The sequence below is a fragment of the Geothrix terrae genome (assembly GCF_022808775.1).
GTDB lineage: Bacteria > Acidobacteriota > Holophagae > Holophagales > Holophagaceae > Geothrix > Geothrix terrae.
Window position 1 is genome coordinate 528,137 of the sequence record NZ_JAKZLA010000003.1, and the last position, 15,182, is coordinate 543,318.

At 71.3% G+C, this 15,182-nt stretch carries 17 protein-coding genes and 1 riboswitch; of the genes, 7 read left to right on the forward strand and 10 right to left on the reverse strand.

Features of this window, described 5'->3' with window-relative positions; all coding sequences use genetic code 11:
* Positions 1–25 precede the first annotated feature (25 nt).
* From MLE42_RS08355 to MLE42_RS08395, 9 genes are all read right to left on the reverse strand, one after another.
* Positions 26–1,141, reverse strand: a complete 1,116-nt coding sequence (locus MLE42_RS08355) for a pyridoxal phosphate-dependent aminotransferase (RefSeq protein WP_243287415.1) — start codon at positions 1,139–1,141, stop codon at positions 26–28.
* 28 nt (positions 1,142–1,169) lie between these two features.
* Positions 1,170–1,991: a 2,3,4,5-tetrahydropyridine-2,6-dicarboxylate N-succinyltransferase gene (locus MLE42_RS08360; protein ID WP_243287416.1), complete on the reverse strand. Its 822-nt coding sequence runs from the start codon at positions 1,989–1,991 to the stop codon at positions 1,170–1,172.
* Positions 1,991–2,893, reverse strand: coding sequence for a 4-hydroxy-tetrahydrodipicolinate synthase (gene dapA, locus MLE42_RS08365; RefSeq protein ID WP_243287417.1), 903 nt, complete (start codon positions 2,891–2,893; stop codon positions 1,991–1,993). Before dapA ends, MLE42_RS08360 begins: the two co-directional genes overlap by 1 nt.
* Complete coding sequence (locus MLE42_RS08370) at positions 2,890–3,609, reverse strand: 4-hydroxy-tetrahydrodipicolinate reductase (protein WP_243287418.1); 720 nt, start codon at positions 3,607–3,609, stop codon at positions 2,890–2,892. The genes dapA and MLE42_RS08370 overlap by 4 nt, the downstream gene beginning before the upstream one ends.
* The gene (gene lysC, locus MLE42_RS08375) at positions 3,606–4,946 is read right to left on the reverse strand and encodes a lysine-sensitive aspartokinase 3 (protein ID WP_243287419.1); all 1,341 of its coding nucleotides are present in this window, start codon (positions 4,944–4,946) and stop codon (positions 3,606–3,608) included. The genes MLE42_RS08370 and lysC overlap by 4 nt, the downstream gene beginning before the upstream one ends.
* Positions 4,947–5,124: 178 nt before the next feature.
* Positions 5,125–6,180 carry an aspartate-semialdehyde dehydrogenase gene (gene asd, locus MLE42_RS08380; RefSeq protein ID WP_243287420.1) on the reverse strand — a complete coding sequence of 352 codons (1,056 nt, stop codon included), beginning with the start codon at positions 6,178–6,180 and terminating at the stop codon, positions 5,125–5,127.
* Positions 6,181–6,183: 3 nt separating this feature from the next.
* Positions 6,184–7,218 carry a M20/M25/M40 family metallo-hydrolase gene (locus MLE42_RS08385; RefSeq protein WP_243287421.1) on the reverse strand — a complete coding sequence of 345 codons (1,035 nt, stop codon included), beginning with the start codon at positions 7,216–7,218 and terminating at the stop codon, positions 6,184–6,186.
* A gap of 57 nt (positions 7,219–7,275) precedes the next feature.
* A riboswitch (Lysine riboswitch) is annotated at positions 7,276–7,455 on the reverse strand.
* Between the two features lie 37 nt (positions 7,456–7,492).
* A complete protein-coding gene (locus MLE42_RS08390; RefSeq protein WP_243287422.1) occupies positions 7,493–8,017 on the reverse strand; it encodes an RBBP9/YdeN family alpha/beta hydrolase in 525 nt (174 codons plus the stop codon).
* 46 nt (positions 8,018–8,063) lie between these two features.
* Positions 8,064–8,669, reverse strand: coding sequence for a TetR/AcrR family transcriptional regulator (locus tag MLE42_RS08395; protein ID WP_243287423.1), 606 nt, complete (start codon positions 8,667–8,669; stop codon positions 8,064–8,066).
* A gap of 93 nt (positions 8,670–8,762) precedes the next feature.
* Here MLE42_RS08395 and rhlP point away from each other — a divergent pair, with 93 nt between their 5' ends.
* From rhlP to MLE42_RS08415, 4 genes are read left to right on the forward strand one after another with little or no spacing between them, the layout of a single operon-like run.
* Positions 8,763–9,623, forward strand: a complete 861-nt coding sequence (gene rhlP / locus MLE42_RS08400) for a rhombotarget lipoprotein (protein WP_243287424.1) — start codon at positions 8,763–8,765, stop codon at positions 9,621–9,623.
* Complete coding sequence (locus tag MLE42_RS08405) at positions 9,623–10,105, forward strand: rhomboid family intramembrane serine protease (RefSeq protein WP_243287425.1); 483 nt, start codon at positions 9,623–9,625, stop codon at positions 10,103–10,105. The genes rhlP and MLE42_RS08405 overlap by 1 nt, the downstream gene beginning before the upstream one ends.
* Before the next feature lie 23 nt (positions 10,106–10,128).
* Positions 10,129–10,800 (forward strand): hypothetical protein, encoded by a 672-nt coding sequence (locus MLE42_RS08410; RefSeq protein WP_243287426.1) that lies wholly within the window; start codon positions 10,129–10,131, stop codon positions 10,798–10,800.
* Positions 10,801–10,841: 41 nt separating this feature from the next.
* Entirely contained in the window at positions 10,842–11,618 is a 777-nt protein-coding gene (locus tag MLE42_RS08415; RefSeq protein ID WP_243287427.1) for a thiazole synthase, read from the forward strand.
* A gap of 7 nt (positions 11,619–11,625) precedes the next feature.
* Here the strand turns inward: MLE42_RS08415 and MLE42_RS08420 are convergent, their stop codons facing one another.
* Complete coding sequence (locus tag MLE42_RS08420; protein WP_243287428.1) at positions 11,626–12,534, reverse strand: LysR substrate-binding domain-containing protein; 909 nt, start codon at positions 12,532–12,534, stop codon at positions 11,626–11,628.
* A gap of 142 nt (positions 12,535–12,676) precedes the next feature.
* Here MLE42_RS08420 and MLE42_RS08425 point away from each other — a divergent pair, with 142 nt between their 5' ends.
* From MLE42_RS08425 to MLE42_RS08435, 3 genes are all read left to right on the forward strand, one after another.
* Complete coding sequence (locus tag MLE42_RS08425; protein ID WP_243287429.1) at positions 12,677–13,096, forward strand: rubrerythrin family protein; 420 nt, start codon at positions 12,677–12,679, stop codon at positions 13,094–13,096.
* A gap of 117 nt (positions 13,097–13,213) precedes the next feature.
* Positions 13,214–14,608, forward strand: a complete 1,395-nt coding sequence (locus MLE42_RS08430; protein ID WP_243287430.1) for a heterodisulfide reductase-related iron-sulfur binding cluster — start codon at positions 13,214–13,216, stop codon at positions 14,606–14,608.
* A gap of 2 nt (positions 14,609–14,610) precedes the next feature.
* Positions 14,611–15,180 carry a DUF3501 family protein gene (locus tag MLE42_RS08435; RefSeq protein WP_243287431.1) on the forward strand — a complete coding sequence of 190 codons (570 nt, stop codon included), beginning with the start codon at positions 14,611–14,613 and terminating at the stop codon, positions 15,178–15,180.
* The last annotated feature ends 2 nt before the right edge of the window (positions 15,181–15,182 follow it).

The following is a 15,182-nucleotide window of genomic DNA, read 5'->3' on the forward strand; positions in this document are numbered from 1 at the left end:
CCTCGAACCACGGAGAACGCCCTCGTCAGTGCTTCCAGTACGGCGCCAGCCGCCGCACGCCTTCCCTTAGCTGCTCGGGCGTGGCGGCGAAGCTGAGGCGGGCGTGGCCGCGGCCGCCTTCGCCGAAGGCCAGGCCGGGGATGAGCACCACCTTGGCCTCGTCGCGCAGCTTCAGGCAGAAGGCCACGGGATCCGCATGGGCCGCCTCGGGCAGGGCCATGAAGTGGTAGAAGGTGCCATCGGGCGGGGCCGGGGCCTGGCCCAGTTCCTCGCGCAGCGCCTCGGCCAGGGCCTGCCAACGCTCGCCCACGGCGGCGCGGGCCTCGGCGAGCACCGTGTCGGAATCCTCGATCAAGGCCAGCGCCGCCCATTGCGCGGGCGTGGCCGTACCGGTCACCGCGTAGCCGTGCACCGTGCGGGCGGGAAGGAGCCAGGCGGGATCGCCCACGGCCCAACCCACGCGCAGGCCCGGGGCGCCCCAGCCCTTGCTGACGGAGCTGGTCACCACGCCGCGGTCGGTCACGTCCCGCAGGCTGGGGCAGCGGGTGCCGAAGTGCAGGTCACGGTAGACCTCGTCGGAGATGAGTAGCACGCCGCGGGCGATGCAGGCGTCGGCCACGCGCTTGAGGGCCGCCAGGCTCCCGCCGCCGCCCGTGGGGTTCGAGGGCAGGTTGAGGACCACCGCAGACACGTCCGGCGTGGCGTCCAGCACGCGGATCAGGGCCTCCGCATCCAGGCGGAAGCGGTCCTTGGACAGTGGGTAGGGCACGGCCTCGGCGCCCGCCATGAGGGCAAGGGCCGGATAGGCCACGAAGCCGGGATCGGGCACCAGCACCTTCGTGCCCGGGTCCACCCAGGCCTGGAAGAGCGAGAACAGGGCCCCCTGGGAGCCCGTGGTGATGAGCACCTCGTCCACATGGGCGCCGTGGAAGGCGGCCACGGCCTTCCGCAGGTCCAGGAGGCCGACGTGCGGCACGTAGGGACAGGGGCCCGGGCTCCGCAGCAGGGCCTTCCGGCCCACCTCCGGCAGGTCCCAGGTGGGCTCGCCCAAGCCCAGGGGGATGGCCCCGGGTGGTGTGCCGTCCGTGATGGCGCGGATGGGAGAGGGCTTCAGCAGCGATAGGCGGGAGGCGGGCTTCATGGCTTCTCTCGGTCGGGCCGGAACAGGGCTACCTCAGCGCCTGTTCCAGGGCGGTGGCCGCGTCGGTCCTGTCGTCGCGGTACTTCACGATACAGGGGGCCGACACCTGGAGTCCGTGAGCCTTGGCATAGTCGCCCGAGGCCGGGCGCGACCCCGGCACCACCACGGCGCCTTCCGGTACCTCCTGGCGCAGCTCCCGGCCGTGCACCAGGTCGTAGATCACAGTGCTGCCGGTGATGACCACACCCGAGGCCAGCACCGCCCGTTTCCGGACGACGATGCCCTCGAACAGGCCCACGAGGCCGCCCACGAAGGCGTCGTCCTCCACCACCACGGGCCGGGCGCCCGCGGGCTCCAGCACGCCGCCGATCTGGGCGGCGGCGGAGAGGTGCACGCGCTTGCCGATCTGGGCGCAGCTGCCCACCAGGGCGTGGCTGTCCACCATGGTGCCCTCGTCCACGAAGGCGCCCACGTTCACGTAGGCCGGGGGCATGATCACCACGCCCTTGGCGATGTGGGCGCCACGGCGCACGGAGGAGCCGCCGGGCACGAGGCGCACGCCGTCCTCCAGTCCGAAGTGGCGGGCCGGGTAGGCGGTCTTGTCGAACATGGGGAAGCCGGGCCCGGGCATCTCCACGAGGTTGGTGCGGCGGAAGCCGCAGAGGATGGCCTGCTTCACCCAGGGGTTGGCCTGCCAGCTGCCGTCGGGCCGCTGTTCCGCGGCCCGCACGAGGCCGCTCTCCAGGGCGGAGAGGAGCACCTGGTGCATGGCCGGCGCTTCGGGATCGTTCGCCAGCTCCTCCGGGGAACGGCTGAAGAAGTGGTGGACGGTATCCAGGTCGACGACCATCAGATCACTCCGGGGAAGGTGCCCTCGGTGGAGAGGCAGAGGGCCTCGGCCAGGCGGGTGCGCGTGGCGGCGACGGCGGGGACCAGGGGCAGGCGCAGTCCTTCTCCGCAGAGGCCCAGCATGCGGAGGGCGGCCTTCAGCGGGATGGGATTGCTCTCGAGGAACAGGGCGTCCATGAGGGGCAGCAGCTGCTGGTGGAGGCGGATGGCCTCTTTGCGGTCTCCCCGGCGGGCCGCGGCGACCAGGGCGGCGGTCTCCCGGGGCAGCGCATTGCCCAGCACCGAGATCAGGCCCGAGGCTCCCACGGCGATGGAGGCCACGGCCAGGTTGTCGTCGCCCGACAGCAGGACCTTCCCTTTGGGCAGCTGGCGGACGATCTCCGCGATCTGGGCGAGGTTGCCGCTGCTCTCCTTCACGGCCACCACCTGGGGGTTCTCCCAGAGCCGCGCCAGGACCGGCGGGGTCACGTTCAGCCCCGTGCGGCCCGGCACGTTGTAGGCGACGATCGGCAGGCCCGGCGCGGCCTCGGCCACGGCGGCGAAGTGGGCCACCAGGCCGTCCGGCGTGGGCTTGTTGTAGTAGGGCGTCACCACCAGGGCCCCCTGGGCCCCCAGGGCCTGGGCCCGCTTCGTCAGGGCCGCCGCCTGGCGGGTGGCGTTGTGGCCCGTGCCCACGACCACCGGGCGGCCGCCAGCCTCCTCGAGGCAGGCCGTGATGATGGCGTCGCGCTCCGCGTCGAGGATGGTGGCGGCCTCGCCGGTGGAGCCCAGGGGCACGAGGAAGTCCGCGCCGCCGGCCACCACGTGGCGCACCAGCTTGCGATAGGCGGGCAGGTCCACCTCGCCCGAGGCCTTGAACGGCGTGGCCAGGGCGACGGCGAGGCCGGAGAGATCGAGGGTCATGGTCTTCCTCCAAACACAAAGAGGGGATCGAGCAGATCCGCGGCGAGGTCATCCATGGTGAAGACGCCCTTGCGGCCGTGGAGCCACTGGGCGGCTGCCAGGGCGCCCTGGGCGAAGGGGGCGCGGGACCGGGCCCGGTGCGTGAGCTCCAGCACCTCGGCCGGCGCGTCCAGGCCCACGGTGTGCGTGCCGAACTCGGCGCCGGCCCGGACCACCCCCAGGCTCAGCTGGTGGGGCGCCGGGGTGCCGAGGGTCCATTCCGTCTTCCGGGGGCAACCCGCCATCAGGGCCGCCGCCAGGGTCTTGGCGGTGCCCGAGGGCGCATCGGCCTTGAGCCGGTGGTGATGCTCCACCAGGTAGGGATCCCGGGCGGGGTCCAGGGCGGCGAAACGGCCAAGCACGGTGGCCATCCGGGCCATCAGGGCCACGGCCAAGGAGAAGTTCGAGGCGGTCAGCACGCCGATGCGGCCGGCGACCCGGGTCTCAAGATCGGGCAAGGACCAGCCGGTGGTGCCGATCACCAGGTCCGTGCCCGTCTCCAGGGCCCAGGCCAGGTGCGCCTCCACGGCCTCGGCCACGCTGGCGTCGAGGGCCACGTCGGCCCTGGGCGCCGGGGTCTCGCCCCGGCCGACGTGCCAGACCAGGGCCGGTCCAGCTTCGGCGGCGATGGCCGAGCCCAGGCGGCCCTTCCCGAAGAGCCCGAGGCGGAGCGTCACGGCGCCCCTCCCACCAGCACCTTGTGGAGGCGCCGCAGGGCCTCATCGCCCTGCTCCCGGCGCACCACGAGGCTCAGGTTGATCTCGTTGGCGCCCATGCTGATCATCTCCACGTTGATGTCGCCCAGGGCCGAGAGCAGGCGCGCGCCCAGGCCCGGCGTGGACTTGAGGCGCTCGCCCACGGCGGCGATGATGGCCCGGTCCTCGTTCACCTCCACCGTGGCGAAGGCCGAGAGGTCCTTGATGAGCGCCTTCAGGGGCATGTCCGCCTCCACCGTGAGGGAGACGCTCACCTCGGCGGTGGCGACGAGGTCGACGCTCACGCCGCGCCGCCCGAACACTTCGAAGAGGCGGGCCAGGAAGCCGCTCTGGGCCAGCATGCGCGAGCTGCTCACCGTGAGCACCGTCACGGGCCCGCGGCTGGCCAGGGCCGTGATGGGCCGGCCCGTGCGGACCTCGGCGGAGATGGTGGTGAACCGGCCCTCCGGTTTTTGCGTATGCCGAACAGTGACGGGAATGCGCGCCTCGACGGCGGGCTGGATGGTGGCCGGGTGCAGCACCTTCGCCCCGAAGGCCGCCAGCTCGGCGGCTTCCGCGAAGCTCAGCTCGGGGATGGGCAGGGCCTCGGGGACGATGCGGGGGTCGCAGGTGAGCACGCCTTCCACGTCCGTCCAGATCTGCACCTCGGCCGCCCCCAGGGCCGCGCCGAAGAGGGCCGCGGAGAAGTCGCTTCCGCCGCGGCCGAGGGTGGTGGTGAGGCCGTCCTCCGTGGCGCCGATATAGCCCTGGGTGATGACGGATCGGCCCGATCCGAGCAGCGGCTTCAGGTGCTCCGCCGCCAGGGCCTTGATGGCCTCCGCCTGCGGGGCCGCTTCGCCGAAGACCGCGTCCGTGCGCAGCACGGTGCGGGCGTCCACCCAGGCGCCGCCCACGAAGGCCGCGAAGATCCGCGTGGACAGCCGCTCGCCCAGGGAGGCGATGGCGTCCATGCTGCGGGGGCTCAGCTCGCGGAGCATGGCCACGCCGCGGAGCAGCAGCTCCAGCTCACCGAAGAGGTCCGTCAGGGCCGCGTCCAGGTCCTCGGGCACCTCGCCGGCGAAGAGATCCTCCGCCGCCTTCCGGTGCGCGGCCATGAGCTTGCGCTGCCGCTCCATGGCGCCACCCAGGTCGCCCGCCTCCGCCGCCTTGGCGGCATCGAAGAGGCCGTTGGTGGTCTTGCCCATGGCGGACAGCACCACCAGGGGCGCCTGGGGGAGCGCCGCCTTCACCAGGCCTGCCACCTGCCGCATGCAGGCCGCGTCCGCCACACTGCTGCCACCGAACTTGAGGACGATCATCGGAGGTACCCCTTCGCGTGGGCCAGTTCGGCATTGAGGATGCTGCTACCGGCCGCCCCCGCTCGGGGGGGCCCCGCTCTGCGGTCCCACGCAGCGGGGAGCAGGAGGACATGCCTTGATGGCATGTCCGATCGCGGGCTGCCAGACAACACGTGCGAGGGACGAATGGATGTACGAATCATCGGAGGTACCCCTTCGCATGGGCGAGTTCCGCATTGAGGATGCTGCCACCAGCCGCCCCTCGCTCAGTGTTGTGGCCGAGGAGGGCGAACTTCACGCCCAGGATGGGGCAGGGCCGCAAGCGGCCCACGTGCACGCTCATGCCCTCATCCTTCTCCACGTCGCGGCGCACCTGGGGGCGGTCCTCCAGGGTGTGGACATGGATGGGCACCGCGGGCGCGGAGAAGAGCTTGAGCTGCTGGGGCTCGGGCCTCCAGCTCAGCCAGGCGTCGCGCACGGCCTCCAGGGACGGGTTGCCCTTCAGCTTCACGCTGACGGCCTCCGTGTGGCCCTCGATGACGGGCACGCGGTGGCAGAGGGCGCTCACCAGCATGGGCGCCAGCTCCACTTCCTTGCCCGTGAAGCGGCCCAGCATCTTGGGGGTCTCCTCCTCCACCTTGGGTTCCTCGTTGCGGATGAAGGGGATGACGTTGCCCAGGATGTCCAGGCTGGCCACGCCGGGATAGCCCGCGCCGCTGATGGCCTGCATGGAGGTCATCATCACGGCCTCGATGCCGAAGGCCCGGTGCAGGGGCGCCAGCGCCATCACCAGCACCGTGGCCGTGCAGTTGGCGTTGGTAACGATGCCGCCGCTCCAGCCGTGGTGGTGGCGCTGCACGTCCAGCAGGCCCAGGTGGTCCGCGTTCACCTCGGGCACCAGCAGCGGGACCTCCGGCGACATGCGGAAGGCGGCGGCGTTGGAGAACACCATGGCGCCGGCCCGGGCGAACTCGGGCTCCAGCTCCTTGGCGGGGCCTGTGTCCAGGGCGCTGAAGATCACCGGGGAGAGGGCGAACTCCGGCGTGCCCTCGGCCATGACCTGGTCGCCCAGGCCGCCGTAGGGTTCGCCGTCCAGGCGCCAGGCGCAGGCCTCGCGGTAGCGCTTGCCCGCGCTGCGCTCACTGGCGGCCAGGTGTTCGATGCGGAAGAGGGGATGGTTGGCCAGCCGGCGCACGAAGCGCTGGCCGACGACGCCGGTGGCGCCCAGAACGGTGACGGGGATTTTGGCGGTCATGGTTCAGTCTCCCAGGAAGTGCAAGGCCAGTCGGTGGTTGAGCTCCACCCCCGCCTCGAGGTCGGCGAGGCTGAGGCGTTCCTCCAGCGTGTGTGCCACGCGGATGCTGCCGGGCCCCGCCAGCACCACGGTGCGGTCCGGCACCAGGGCCCGCAGGGTGGGGGCGTCGGAGCCGAAGGGCATGGGGGCGCGCTCGAAGCCGGGGATCTCGGGGTACCGGTCCGGCGGCTCATCCAGCGTGAGGGCCAGGGTGCCCTCGGGCGGGGCCAGGCGTCGCGCCTCGTCCACGAAGGTGCTCCCGGGCAGGGTGCGGATCATGAGCCGGGCCTCGGCGGAGGCGGGGATGGAATTGAGGGCTTCGCCCGCGTGGAGGATGCCCAGATTCCACACCTCCGGACCCAAAGCCGGGTCCACGGGGCGCGCCTGGTCGCGCAGGCGCTGGAGCCAGTCCAGGAGGGGCCAGGCGGCATCGCGACCCAGTTCGGGACTGCCGCTGTGGGCGGCGCGGCCCACGCAGCGGAGGTGCAGGTGCTGGGCCCCTCGCTGGCCCGTGGCCAGCTTCAGGTCCGTGGGCTCGCCGTTGATGAGGACCCGCAGGTCCCGCAGCCGGTCCGCCAAACCCAGGGCCGCGGTGGCCCCGGCGCTGTCCGTCTCCTCGCCCACCACCCCCAGCCAGGCCAGGCCCTCCCGGCCCTCGGCCAGCAGGGTCCGCACGGCCCCGAGCTGGGCCGCGACCTGGCCCTTGGCGTCGCAGGCCCCCCGGCCATGGAAGACCTCGCCCTCCAGGCGGAGCGGCAGGTGGGGCGGTACCGTGTCCAGGTGCGTGGAGAAGAGGACCCTCGGCCGGCCCCAGGTGGCCAGCACGTTGGTGCGGCCTTCAGCCACGGGCTGCTCCACCACCGTGGCGCCGAGCTCTCGGAGAAGCTTCCGGAGCTCCGGCAGGCCCGCGTCCTCCCGGCCCGAGGTCGTCTCCTGCGCGCAGAGCCGCCGCAGGCTGCCGGTGAGCCAGCTTCGGAGATCAGCGGGGGTGGCGTTCATGGAAACCTCGGCGGGCCGACGGTGCCATCAGGAACGCGGTGGGAAGGATCCCGCCGCCGCGCCTCAGGCCCTCCGCGCCGGGTGACCGGCACGACAGCCGCCGGGCTTTCGCCTCGACGTCCAGGGGCCGCGCCGATGACTCGCGAACCCTTCGGCGATCCTCCCCTTTCCCACCGGGTCATCGGGTTCATCGCCCTCGCCACTGGTACTGATGGGGACCGCTCCTCCATCGGAACCTCCACCTTCCCATGCCGGGGCCCCCTTCCGCAACCCGCTAACGGATGTCGGCCAGCAGCCCCTCGCCCCGGGGCCAGGGGCCGTGGCCCGAGGCCAGGTTCAGGTGCCCGCAGGGCCCCAGGTCCACCAGCCGGGCCCCCCAGTCCGAGGCCAGGGCGTGGGCCCGGGCCGGGGCCAGGAAGGGATCGTCCGACGAGGCGGCCAGGATGGCCTGGAAGGCCAGCCGTTGACGGGGGATCGGCGCGAAGCCGCGCAGGAGGGGCAGCACATCCGGACGCTCCACATCCGTGGGCGCCGCCAGGAGGGCCCCGCGGATCTCGCGGTCGTGGTCCTTCGCCCAGTGGACGATCGCCAGGCAGCCCAGCGAGTGCCCCACGAGGATGGGCGGTTCCGTGCAATCGGCGATGACCTCGTCCAGGGCCTCCACCCACTCCACCTTGCGGGGGAACTCCCAGTTGGGCATCTCCACCCGCTTCGCGTCCCGGAGGCTGCCCTCCCACAGGCTCTGCCAGTGGCCAGGGCCGGAGTTCTGGTAGCCGGGGACGATCAGGATGGCGGCCATGGATCACCGTGGGATGGCTCCATGGAACGCCCACCGGAGCCCGAGTTCAAGCCCTCCTTGGAGCCCGCGCGGGCACCAGGGCGTCCGCCAGCTGGCGCACATAGCCGCTGAGGTCCGTCACTTCCTTCACGGCCTTGGGGGTAGCCCGCAGGAGCTGGAAGTAGCCCGCATAGGCCGCATAGGCCAGCAGGGCCCGCTGGCGCGCCTCGGTTTCCGTCAGGCCCAGCGCCAGGAAGGCCTCCGCGCCGAAGGCCAGGCGGCGCTCCGTGGCGCGGCGGAGGAAGGGCGCCACCCGGGGGTCTTCCCCGGAGAGCGCCAGGGCCGCGAAGAAGAGGCCGTTCTCCACGTCCTCGAAGGCCGCGAAGAGCAGCACCCGCAGGCGCCGCCGCGGGTCGGCGATGCCCCCGTAGCGGGCCACCACGTCCGCGCTCTGGTCCTGCTCCCAGTCCGCCAGGGCCGCCTTGATGAGGGCGTCCCGGCTGTCGAAGTGCCAGTAGAAGCTTCCCTTCGTGACCCCCAGCGCCTGGGCCAGCGGCTCCACCGCCACGGCCGACACCCCCTCCCGGATGATGAGGGCCTGGGCCGCCTTCACCCAGACCTCGGGGGACAGCGGCTCAGTGGGGCGGCGGGGCTTCTTGCGGGGAGCGGGCATGGCGGCCTTGACAGGTGACCGGGCCAGCATACCATACCATACCGTATGGCATCCATACGCATGCGTATTGAGTGCAGCTTCCAAGGAGTTCCGATGCCCCGCCACCCCTTCCTCACTGCCGCCCTGGCGCTCCTGACCTTCCTCGGCTGCAACACGCCGGAGACGCACGTCCGCCGCAGCAGCCTCATGGACTACCTCTATCCGAAGGAGAAGGCCGCCCCCATGCCGAACCCCGCCGGGGCCCGCCTCAAGCTGCCCCTGAAGCTGGGCGTGGCCTTCGTCCCGGGCGGCACGGCCTCCTGGCGGGTCCAGAACCTCATGGCTCCGGGCCAGGAGAAGCAGCTTCTGGACGTGGTGAAGCAGAGCTTCAAGGACCGGCCCTGGATCTCGGAGATCAAGCTCGTCCCCAGCGCCTACCTCCGTCCGGGTGGCGGCTTCGAGAACATGGACCAGGTGGCCCGGATGTATGGCGTGGACGTCATGGCCCTGGTGAGCGTGGACCAGGTGCAGAACACGGATCCCCGCTGGTACAGCTTCACCTACCTCTCCATCGTGGGCGCCTACGTGCTGCCCGGTGACGCCAACGACACGAACACCCTCATCGACGCGGCCGTCTACGACGTGGCCAGCCATACCTTCCTGCTGCGCGCCCCCGGCCAGAGCCAGGTCAAGGGCAGCTCCACCTGGGCCTACCGCGAGAAGCAGCTGCGCGAGCACTCGGCGAAGGGCCTGGAGCTGGCCATGACGGATCTGGCCAAGAACCTCGACGCCGAAGTGGGCGCCTTCAAGGCGGAGGTGGCCCGGGGTGAGCGCAAGGACGTGGACGTGGTGGACCGCCAGGGCGTGTCCCTGCGCCAGAGCGGTGGCCGGAACTTCGGCGGAAGCACCGGCTGGATCGAGGTCCTGGGCGCCCTCCTCGTCCTCGGTCTCGCCCTGCGGTTCCGGCGGGCCTGATGGATCCCCTCGCCCTCACCGCCGAGGCCCTCCGGGAGCCCTGGCGCCTCTGGACGGGGCACCTGGTCCACTTCGGCTGGGAGCATGCCCTGGCCAATGCCGTGGCCCTGGCCGTACCGTGGATCCTGGCCCCACCCGAGGATCGGCGGCGGCTGGCCCTGGCGATGCTCGTCCTTCCGCCCCTCCTGAGCCTGCTCCTCCTGCCCTCCCTCGGCGGCGGCGATTACCGCGGCGCCTCGGGCCTGGCCTGCGCACTTTGGGGCTTGGTGGGCCTGCGCCTGACCGGGCGGCAAGGATCCACACCCCTCGGTCTGTTGATGCTTGGGGGGCTCATGCTGAAACTGGGGACCGAGGCGGCCTTCGGCGGCTGCTTCCTGCTCCACCCTGAAGGCTGGCGCACCCTACCTGGCGCCCACCTGTGGGGGACGCTGCTGGGCCTCGCTTCCGCCCTGCCGCCCTGGCCCCGCCCTCATCCCGCCTGATCTCCACCTCCTGAGGAGGCCCCATGAGAAGGCTGATCTGCGCCCTTCTTTCGATCATCGGGGGCCTGGGGTGCGCTCGGATCTACCGGCCCGTGACCCTCGCCACGCCACCCGCCAGTATTCGCGGTGAAGGGCTTGCGGGGCAGGTGGCGTTGCAGCCCTGGGGCGACAACTCGAGGTACGAGCGGAAGGCCCTTCAGGCGAACCTGCGCGTCTTCGTGCTGACTCTCGAGAACACCTCTTCGGTCGACCTTGAGATTCTGCGCCTGGACCTCCCGGAGGGAGCCACGGCCCTTCTGCCAGCGGCCGCCACAAGCCTCGTGAAACAGCGAAGCCTCGCCTACATCCTCTATCCACTGCTCCCGGGCCTGGCCAGTCTGGGGGCCGCGGAAAAGCCCCCCAGCGGTTCTGTGGGCCCTTCGGATCAAGCGATCCTCCAGGGCCTCGTCATCGTCGGCGCCTGCATCGGGATTCCCAACGCCCTCATCGCCGCCCGGAGCAACCGGCATCTGGAGGCGTTCTTCCGAGACCAGGCCTGGTCCCCGGGGCTGCTGAGGGCCGGCCAGACCCGGCGGGGACTGGTGTTCCTGCGGGCCCCAGATCTCTATGCACCCCTGCCCCTGCTGATCATCTACCGGGGCAGCGCGGGGGAACGGAATTTGGCCCTGATCGGTCCGGGCGCGCGGCCCCTCTAGGCGGAGGCAGGCGGGGCTAGACTGGAGTCTCGGAGCGCCCCATGTCCCTCGTCATCGCCGGCAAGACCTTCAGCAATCGCCTCGTGCTGGGCACGGGCAAGTACAAGGACTTCGCCACCATGCAGGCCTGCTACCGGGCCGCGCGGGTGGAGATGGTCACCCTGGCCGTCCGCCGCTTCGATTTGAACGCCAAGGGCCAGGACAACATCCTCCACTGGATCCCCAAGGACATCACCCTGCTGCCCAACACCGCCGGCTGCTACACCCGCGAGGAGGCCCTGCGCGTGGCCCGCCTGGCCCGGGAGGCCCTGGACACCCCCTGGGTGAAGCTGGAGGTCATCGGCGACCAGAAGTCGCTCTACCCCGACAACGAAGAGACCCTGGAGGCCGCGAAGATCCTCGTGAAGGAGGGCTTCACGGTGCTGCCCTACGTGAACGCCGATCCCATCCTCGCCAAGAAGCTCTGCGACGTGGGCTGCGCCGCCGTCATGCCCTTGGGCAGCGCCATCGGCTCGGGCCTGGGCGTGCAGAACCCCATGACGCTGCTCCTGATCAAGGAGGTCGTGGAGGCCTACCAGCTGCCCATGATCGTCGACGCGGGTGTGGGCACGGCCTCGGACGCTACGCTCGCCATGGAGCTGGGCGCCGACGGCGTGCTGCTCAACACCGCCGTGGCCGAGGCCGGCGAGCCCACCAAGATGGCCCAGGCCATGGACCACGCCGTGCAGGCGGGCCGACTCGCCTTCGAGAGCGGCCGCATGCCCAAGCGCCTCTACGCCAGCGCCAGCAGCCCGGTGGCTGGCGTCGTGGGGCGATAGGCGGTCGTTAGCGGGCTTCCGGCCAGGCCCTCCGCAGATCCTCCGCGAAGACCCCCATGGCTTCGGCCAGGGGGGATTCCCGCCGCCAGGCCAGCACCAGGGTGCGTCCGGGTGTGGGTCGGCCGAAGGGGCGCAGGGCCAGCGGCGCACGGCTCGCCTCCACCGGGATGCAAAGGCCGGGCAGCAGCGTGAGGCCCAGGCCCGCGGCCACCATCTGCACCAGAGTGGGCAGGCTGGAGGCCCGGAAGTCCACCTCCCGCACCCCCGCCTCCCCGCAGAAGGCCAGGGCCTGGCCCCGCAGGCAGTGACCATCCTCCAGCAGGAGGAGGGGCTGGCCCTCCAGGTCCCGCAGGCTCACCTGGGCCTTCCGGGTCGCGGGATGGTGGAGGGGTGCCGCCAGCAGGAAGGGATCCTCCTGCAGGGGCACCCGCACCAGGTCGCCCAGGTCCGTCCCCTCCGCCAGGATGGCCGCCTCCAGGCCCCCTGCGGCCAGCTCCGCCAGCAGGACGGGCGTGCGCTCCTCCCGCAGCTTCAGGCGCAGGTCCGGGTGCGCGGCGGCCAGGACGGGCAGCACCTCCGGCAGCAGGTAGGGCGCCACCGTGGGGATGACCCCCAGGCGCCAAACGCCCTGGAAGGGATCCCGCCAGACCTGGGCCGAGGCCAGCAGGTCCTGGGTTTCTCGCAGGATGCGGCGGGCCCGGGCCACCACCGCCTCGCCCGCGGGCGTGAGGAGCACGCGGCGGTGGTCCCGCTCGAACAGCCGCAGGCCCAGGGTGGCCTCGATCTGCTGGATCTGGGCGCTGAGGGAGGGCTGGGAGACGTGGACGCGCGCCGCCGCCCGGTGGAAGCCCAGGGTGTCTGCCAGGGCCACCAGGTACTCCAGCTGCCGGAAGGAGAGGTCCGAGGGGCGCGCCACGGGGGGAGGATGGCAGCCGTAATCGGATCTGCCAAGACTCAATGGCGAAGCCGATAGCCACACCCTATCAACGCGATCTGGAAGAAGTATCGGCCCGCCGGCGCCCCCGGACCTATGTTGGGGACCCGATCCCGGAGGAGCCATGACCAAGCTCAAAGGCACCCGCACCCACCAGAACCTGAAGGACGCCTTCGCGGGCGAATCCCAGGCCAACCGCCGCTACCTCTACTTCGCCAAGGTGGCCGACATCGAGGGCTACCCGGAGGTGGCAGGCAACTTCAAGGAGACCGCCGACGGCGAGACCGGCCATGCCCACGGGCACCTGGACTACCTGAAGGCTGTGGGTGATCCCGCCACGGACCTGCCCATCGGCGACACCGCCCTGAACCTCAAGTCCGCCATCGCCGGCGAGACCCACGAGTACACGGACATGTATCCGGGCATGGCCAAGACCGCCCGCGAGGAGGGCTTCGCCGAGATCGCCGACTGGTTCGAGACCTTGGCCAAGGCCGAGAAGAGCCACGCCGGCCGCTTCCAGAAGATGCTCGAATCCATCAGCTAAAAAAAGCGGGAACGCGAAGGACGCGAACAGGCCGAAGAGCCGCGAACAAAGAATGATTGCTCGGCGTCCTTCGCTACCTCTGCGTTCTTCGCGTTCCGGATCCTTTCGAGGTGACGCATGGCCGAGCGCTACGAGGTGGGCGACCACGCGCGCCCGCACACCACACCGGGCGAGCGCATCAGCTACGTGGCCGGGAAGGGCACCACCTACGATGCCGCGGATCCGCGCTACTGGGACGAGACCTTGCTGAAGGAGGAGGTGGAGCGGGCCTTCGAGATCTGCCACGGCTGCCGCATGTGCTTCAAGTACTGCGACGCCTTCCCCGGCCTCTTCGCCCTGCTGGACGAGAAGCACCACGGCGACGTGCGCGCCCTCTCGAAGGCGGAGCGCGACGGCGTCATGGACGGCTGCTTCCAGTGCAAGCTCTGCGAGGTGCAGTGCCCCTACACACCCCGGGAAGGCCACGCCTTCGCCCTCGACTTCCCCAAGCTCGTCCACCGCTACCAGGCCCAGCGCCGGAAGCGCGAGGGCGGCACGCTCCGGGACAAGCTCCTGGGCAATCCGGACCTCTCCGCGAAGCTGGCCCGGGCCTCCTTCGGCCTGGCCAACACCATGAACCGGGTGTCGATCCACCGCTGGTTCATGGAGAAGACGCTGGGCATCCACCGGGCGGCCCACCTGCCGGACTTCGCCGCCGCCACCTTCGAAGCCTGGGCCGAGAAGAGCGGCCGCATCCAGACGGAGCCCGGCGCTGAGGCCGTACTCTTCCAGACCTGCATTGTGCAGAACAACGAGCCCCAGCTCGGCAAGGACACCCTGGAGGTGCTGGAGAAGAACGGCTGCCGGGCGGGTTGTGTGAAGGGGCTCCAGTGCTGCGGCATGCCCGCCTGGGAGCACGGCGACCTGGAGAGCCTCCGGAAGCAGGCCCACGCCAACCTGGACGCCCTCATGCCCCACGTGGAGGCGGGCTCGCTGGTGCTGGCCATCAACCCCACCTGCGCCATGATGCTGCGCCAGGAGTATCCGGAGCTGCTGGAGGGCGCGGACCGTGAGCGGGCGAAGAAGCTCGCCGCCGCCGTGCGCGATCCCGCGGAGTTCCTCTGGTCCATCCGGAACGAGCCCCGGGCGAACTGGAGCTTCGAATCCAGCCCCGGTCCCATCGCCTACCATGCCCCCTGCCACCTCCGCGCCCAGCGGGTGGGCTTCAAGGGCCGCGACCTGCTGAAGAAGATCCCCGGTGTCACCCTCACCTCCGTGATGGAGTGCTGCGGCCACGACGGCACCTACGCCATGCGCGCCGAGACCTACGAGGCCAGCCGGCGCGTGGGCCAGAAGGCCTTCACGGGCATGCAGGCCGCGGAAGAGGCGGAGGTCTGGGCCACAGAGTGCCCCCTGGCGGGCATGCAGTTCGAACAGCACGCCGGGCGGCGGGCCCTGCATCCCATGACCATCCTGGCCCGGGCCTACCGCAAGGATGGGTTTCCGAAGGCCGTGGATCCTCAGGTGGAGTGACGATGGCGCGGGTCGATCGTTCCGAGATCCTGGACTTCCTCACCTACGCCGACCGGCGGGACGCCATCCGGGCCTCCGCCATGGCCGCCAAGGACCTGCGCCGGGTCCACCTGGGCGAGCACCTCACCCTGCTCTTCGAGAACCGGGAGACCATCCGCTACCAGATCCAGGAGATGGTGCGGGCCGAGCAGATGGTGCGCGAATCGGACATCCAGCACGAGCTGGACACCTACAACGCCCTCCTGGGCGGCGAGGGGGAGCTGGGCTGCACCCTGCTCATCGAGATCCCGGACGCGGCCCTGCGCCCCGTGCTCCTCCGGCGCTGGCGGGGCCTCCCGGGCCACCTGCACCTGACCTTCACGGACGGCACCCGGGAGACGGCCCGCTTCGATGCGACCCAGATGGATGAGGCCCGCCTCTCCTCCGTGCAGTTCCTCATCTTTCCCGTGGACGACCGCGTCCCCGCGGGCCTGATGGTGGACCTGCCGGAGCTCGCAGCCAGCACCTCGCTCGGCCCCGCCACCCAGCGGGCCCTGCTGGAGGACCTGGGACGGCCTCCGGCAGAGGCATAATG

Coding starts and splice junctions, on each gene's coding strand:
- asd (WP_243287420.1), bottom strand. CDS start 6,180: ATGACCGCCAAAATCCCCGTCACCGTTCTGGGCGCCACCGGCGTCGTC.
- MLE42_RS08390 (WP_243287422.1), bottom strand. CDS start 8,017: ATGGCCGCCATCCTGATCGTCCCCGGCTACCAGAACTCCGGCCCTGGC.
- MLE42_RS08395 (WP_243287423.1), bottom strand. CDS start 8,669: ATGCCCGCTCCCCGCAAGAAGCCCCGCCGCCCCACTGAGCCGCTGTCC.
- MLE42_RS08355 (WP_243287415.1), bottom strand. CDS start 1,141: ATGAAGCCCGCCTCCCGCCTATCGCTGCTGAAGCCCTCTCCCATCCGC.
- dapA (WP_243287417.1), bottom strand. CDS start 2,893: ATGACCCTCGATCTCTCCGGCCTCGCCGTCGCCCTGGCCACGCCGTTC.
- MLE42_RS08430 (WP_243287430.1), top strand. CDS start 13,214: ATGGCCGAGCGCTACGAGGTGGGCGACCACGCGCGCCCGCACACCACA.
- MLE42_RS08425 (WP_243287429.1), top strand. CDS start 12,677: ATGACCAAGCTCAAAGGCACCCGCACCCACCAGAACCTGAAGGACGCC.
- MLE42_RS08360 (WP_243287416.1), bottom strand. CDS start 1,991: ATGGTCGTCGACCTGGATACCGTCCACCACTTCTTCAGCCGTTCCCCG.
- MLE42_RS08435 (WP_243287431.1), top strand. CDS start 14,611: ATGGCGCGGGTCGATCGTTCCGAGATCCTGGACTTCCTCACCTACGCC.
- lysC (WP_243287419.1), bottom strand. CDS start 4,946: ATGATCGTCCTCAAGTTCGGTGGCAGCAGTGTGGCGGACGCGGCCTGC.
- MLE42_RS08415 (WP_243287427.1), top strand. CDS start 10,842: ATGTCCCTCGTCATCGCCGGCAAGACCTTCAGCAATCGCCTCGTGCTG.
- MLE42_RS08410 (WP_243287426.1), top strand. CDS start 10,129: ATGAGAAGGCTGATCTGCGCCCTTCTTTCGATCATCGGGGGCCTGGGG.
- MLE42_RS08405 (WP_243287425.1), top strand. CDS start 9,623: ATGGATCCCCTCGCCCTCACCGCCGAGGCCCTCCGGGAGCCCTGGCGC.
- rhlP (WP_243287424.1), top strand. CDS start 8,763: ATGCCCCGCCACCCCTTCCTCACTGCCGCCCTGGCGCTCCTGACCTTC.
- MLE42_RS08385 (WP_243287421.1), bottom strand. CDS start 7,218: ATGAACGCCACCCCCGCTGATCTCCGAAGCTGGCTCACCGGCAGCCTG.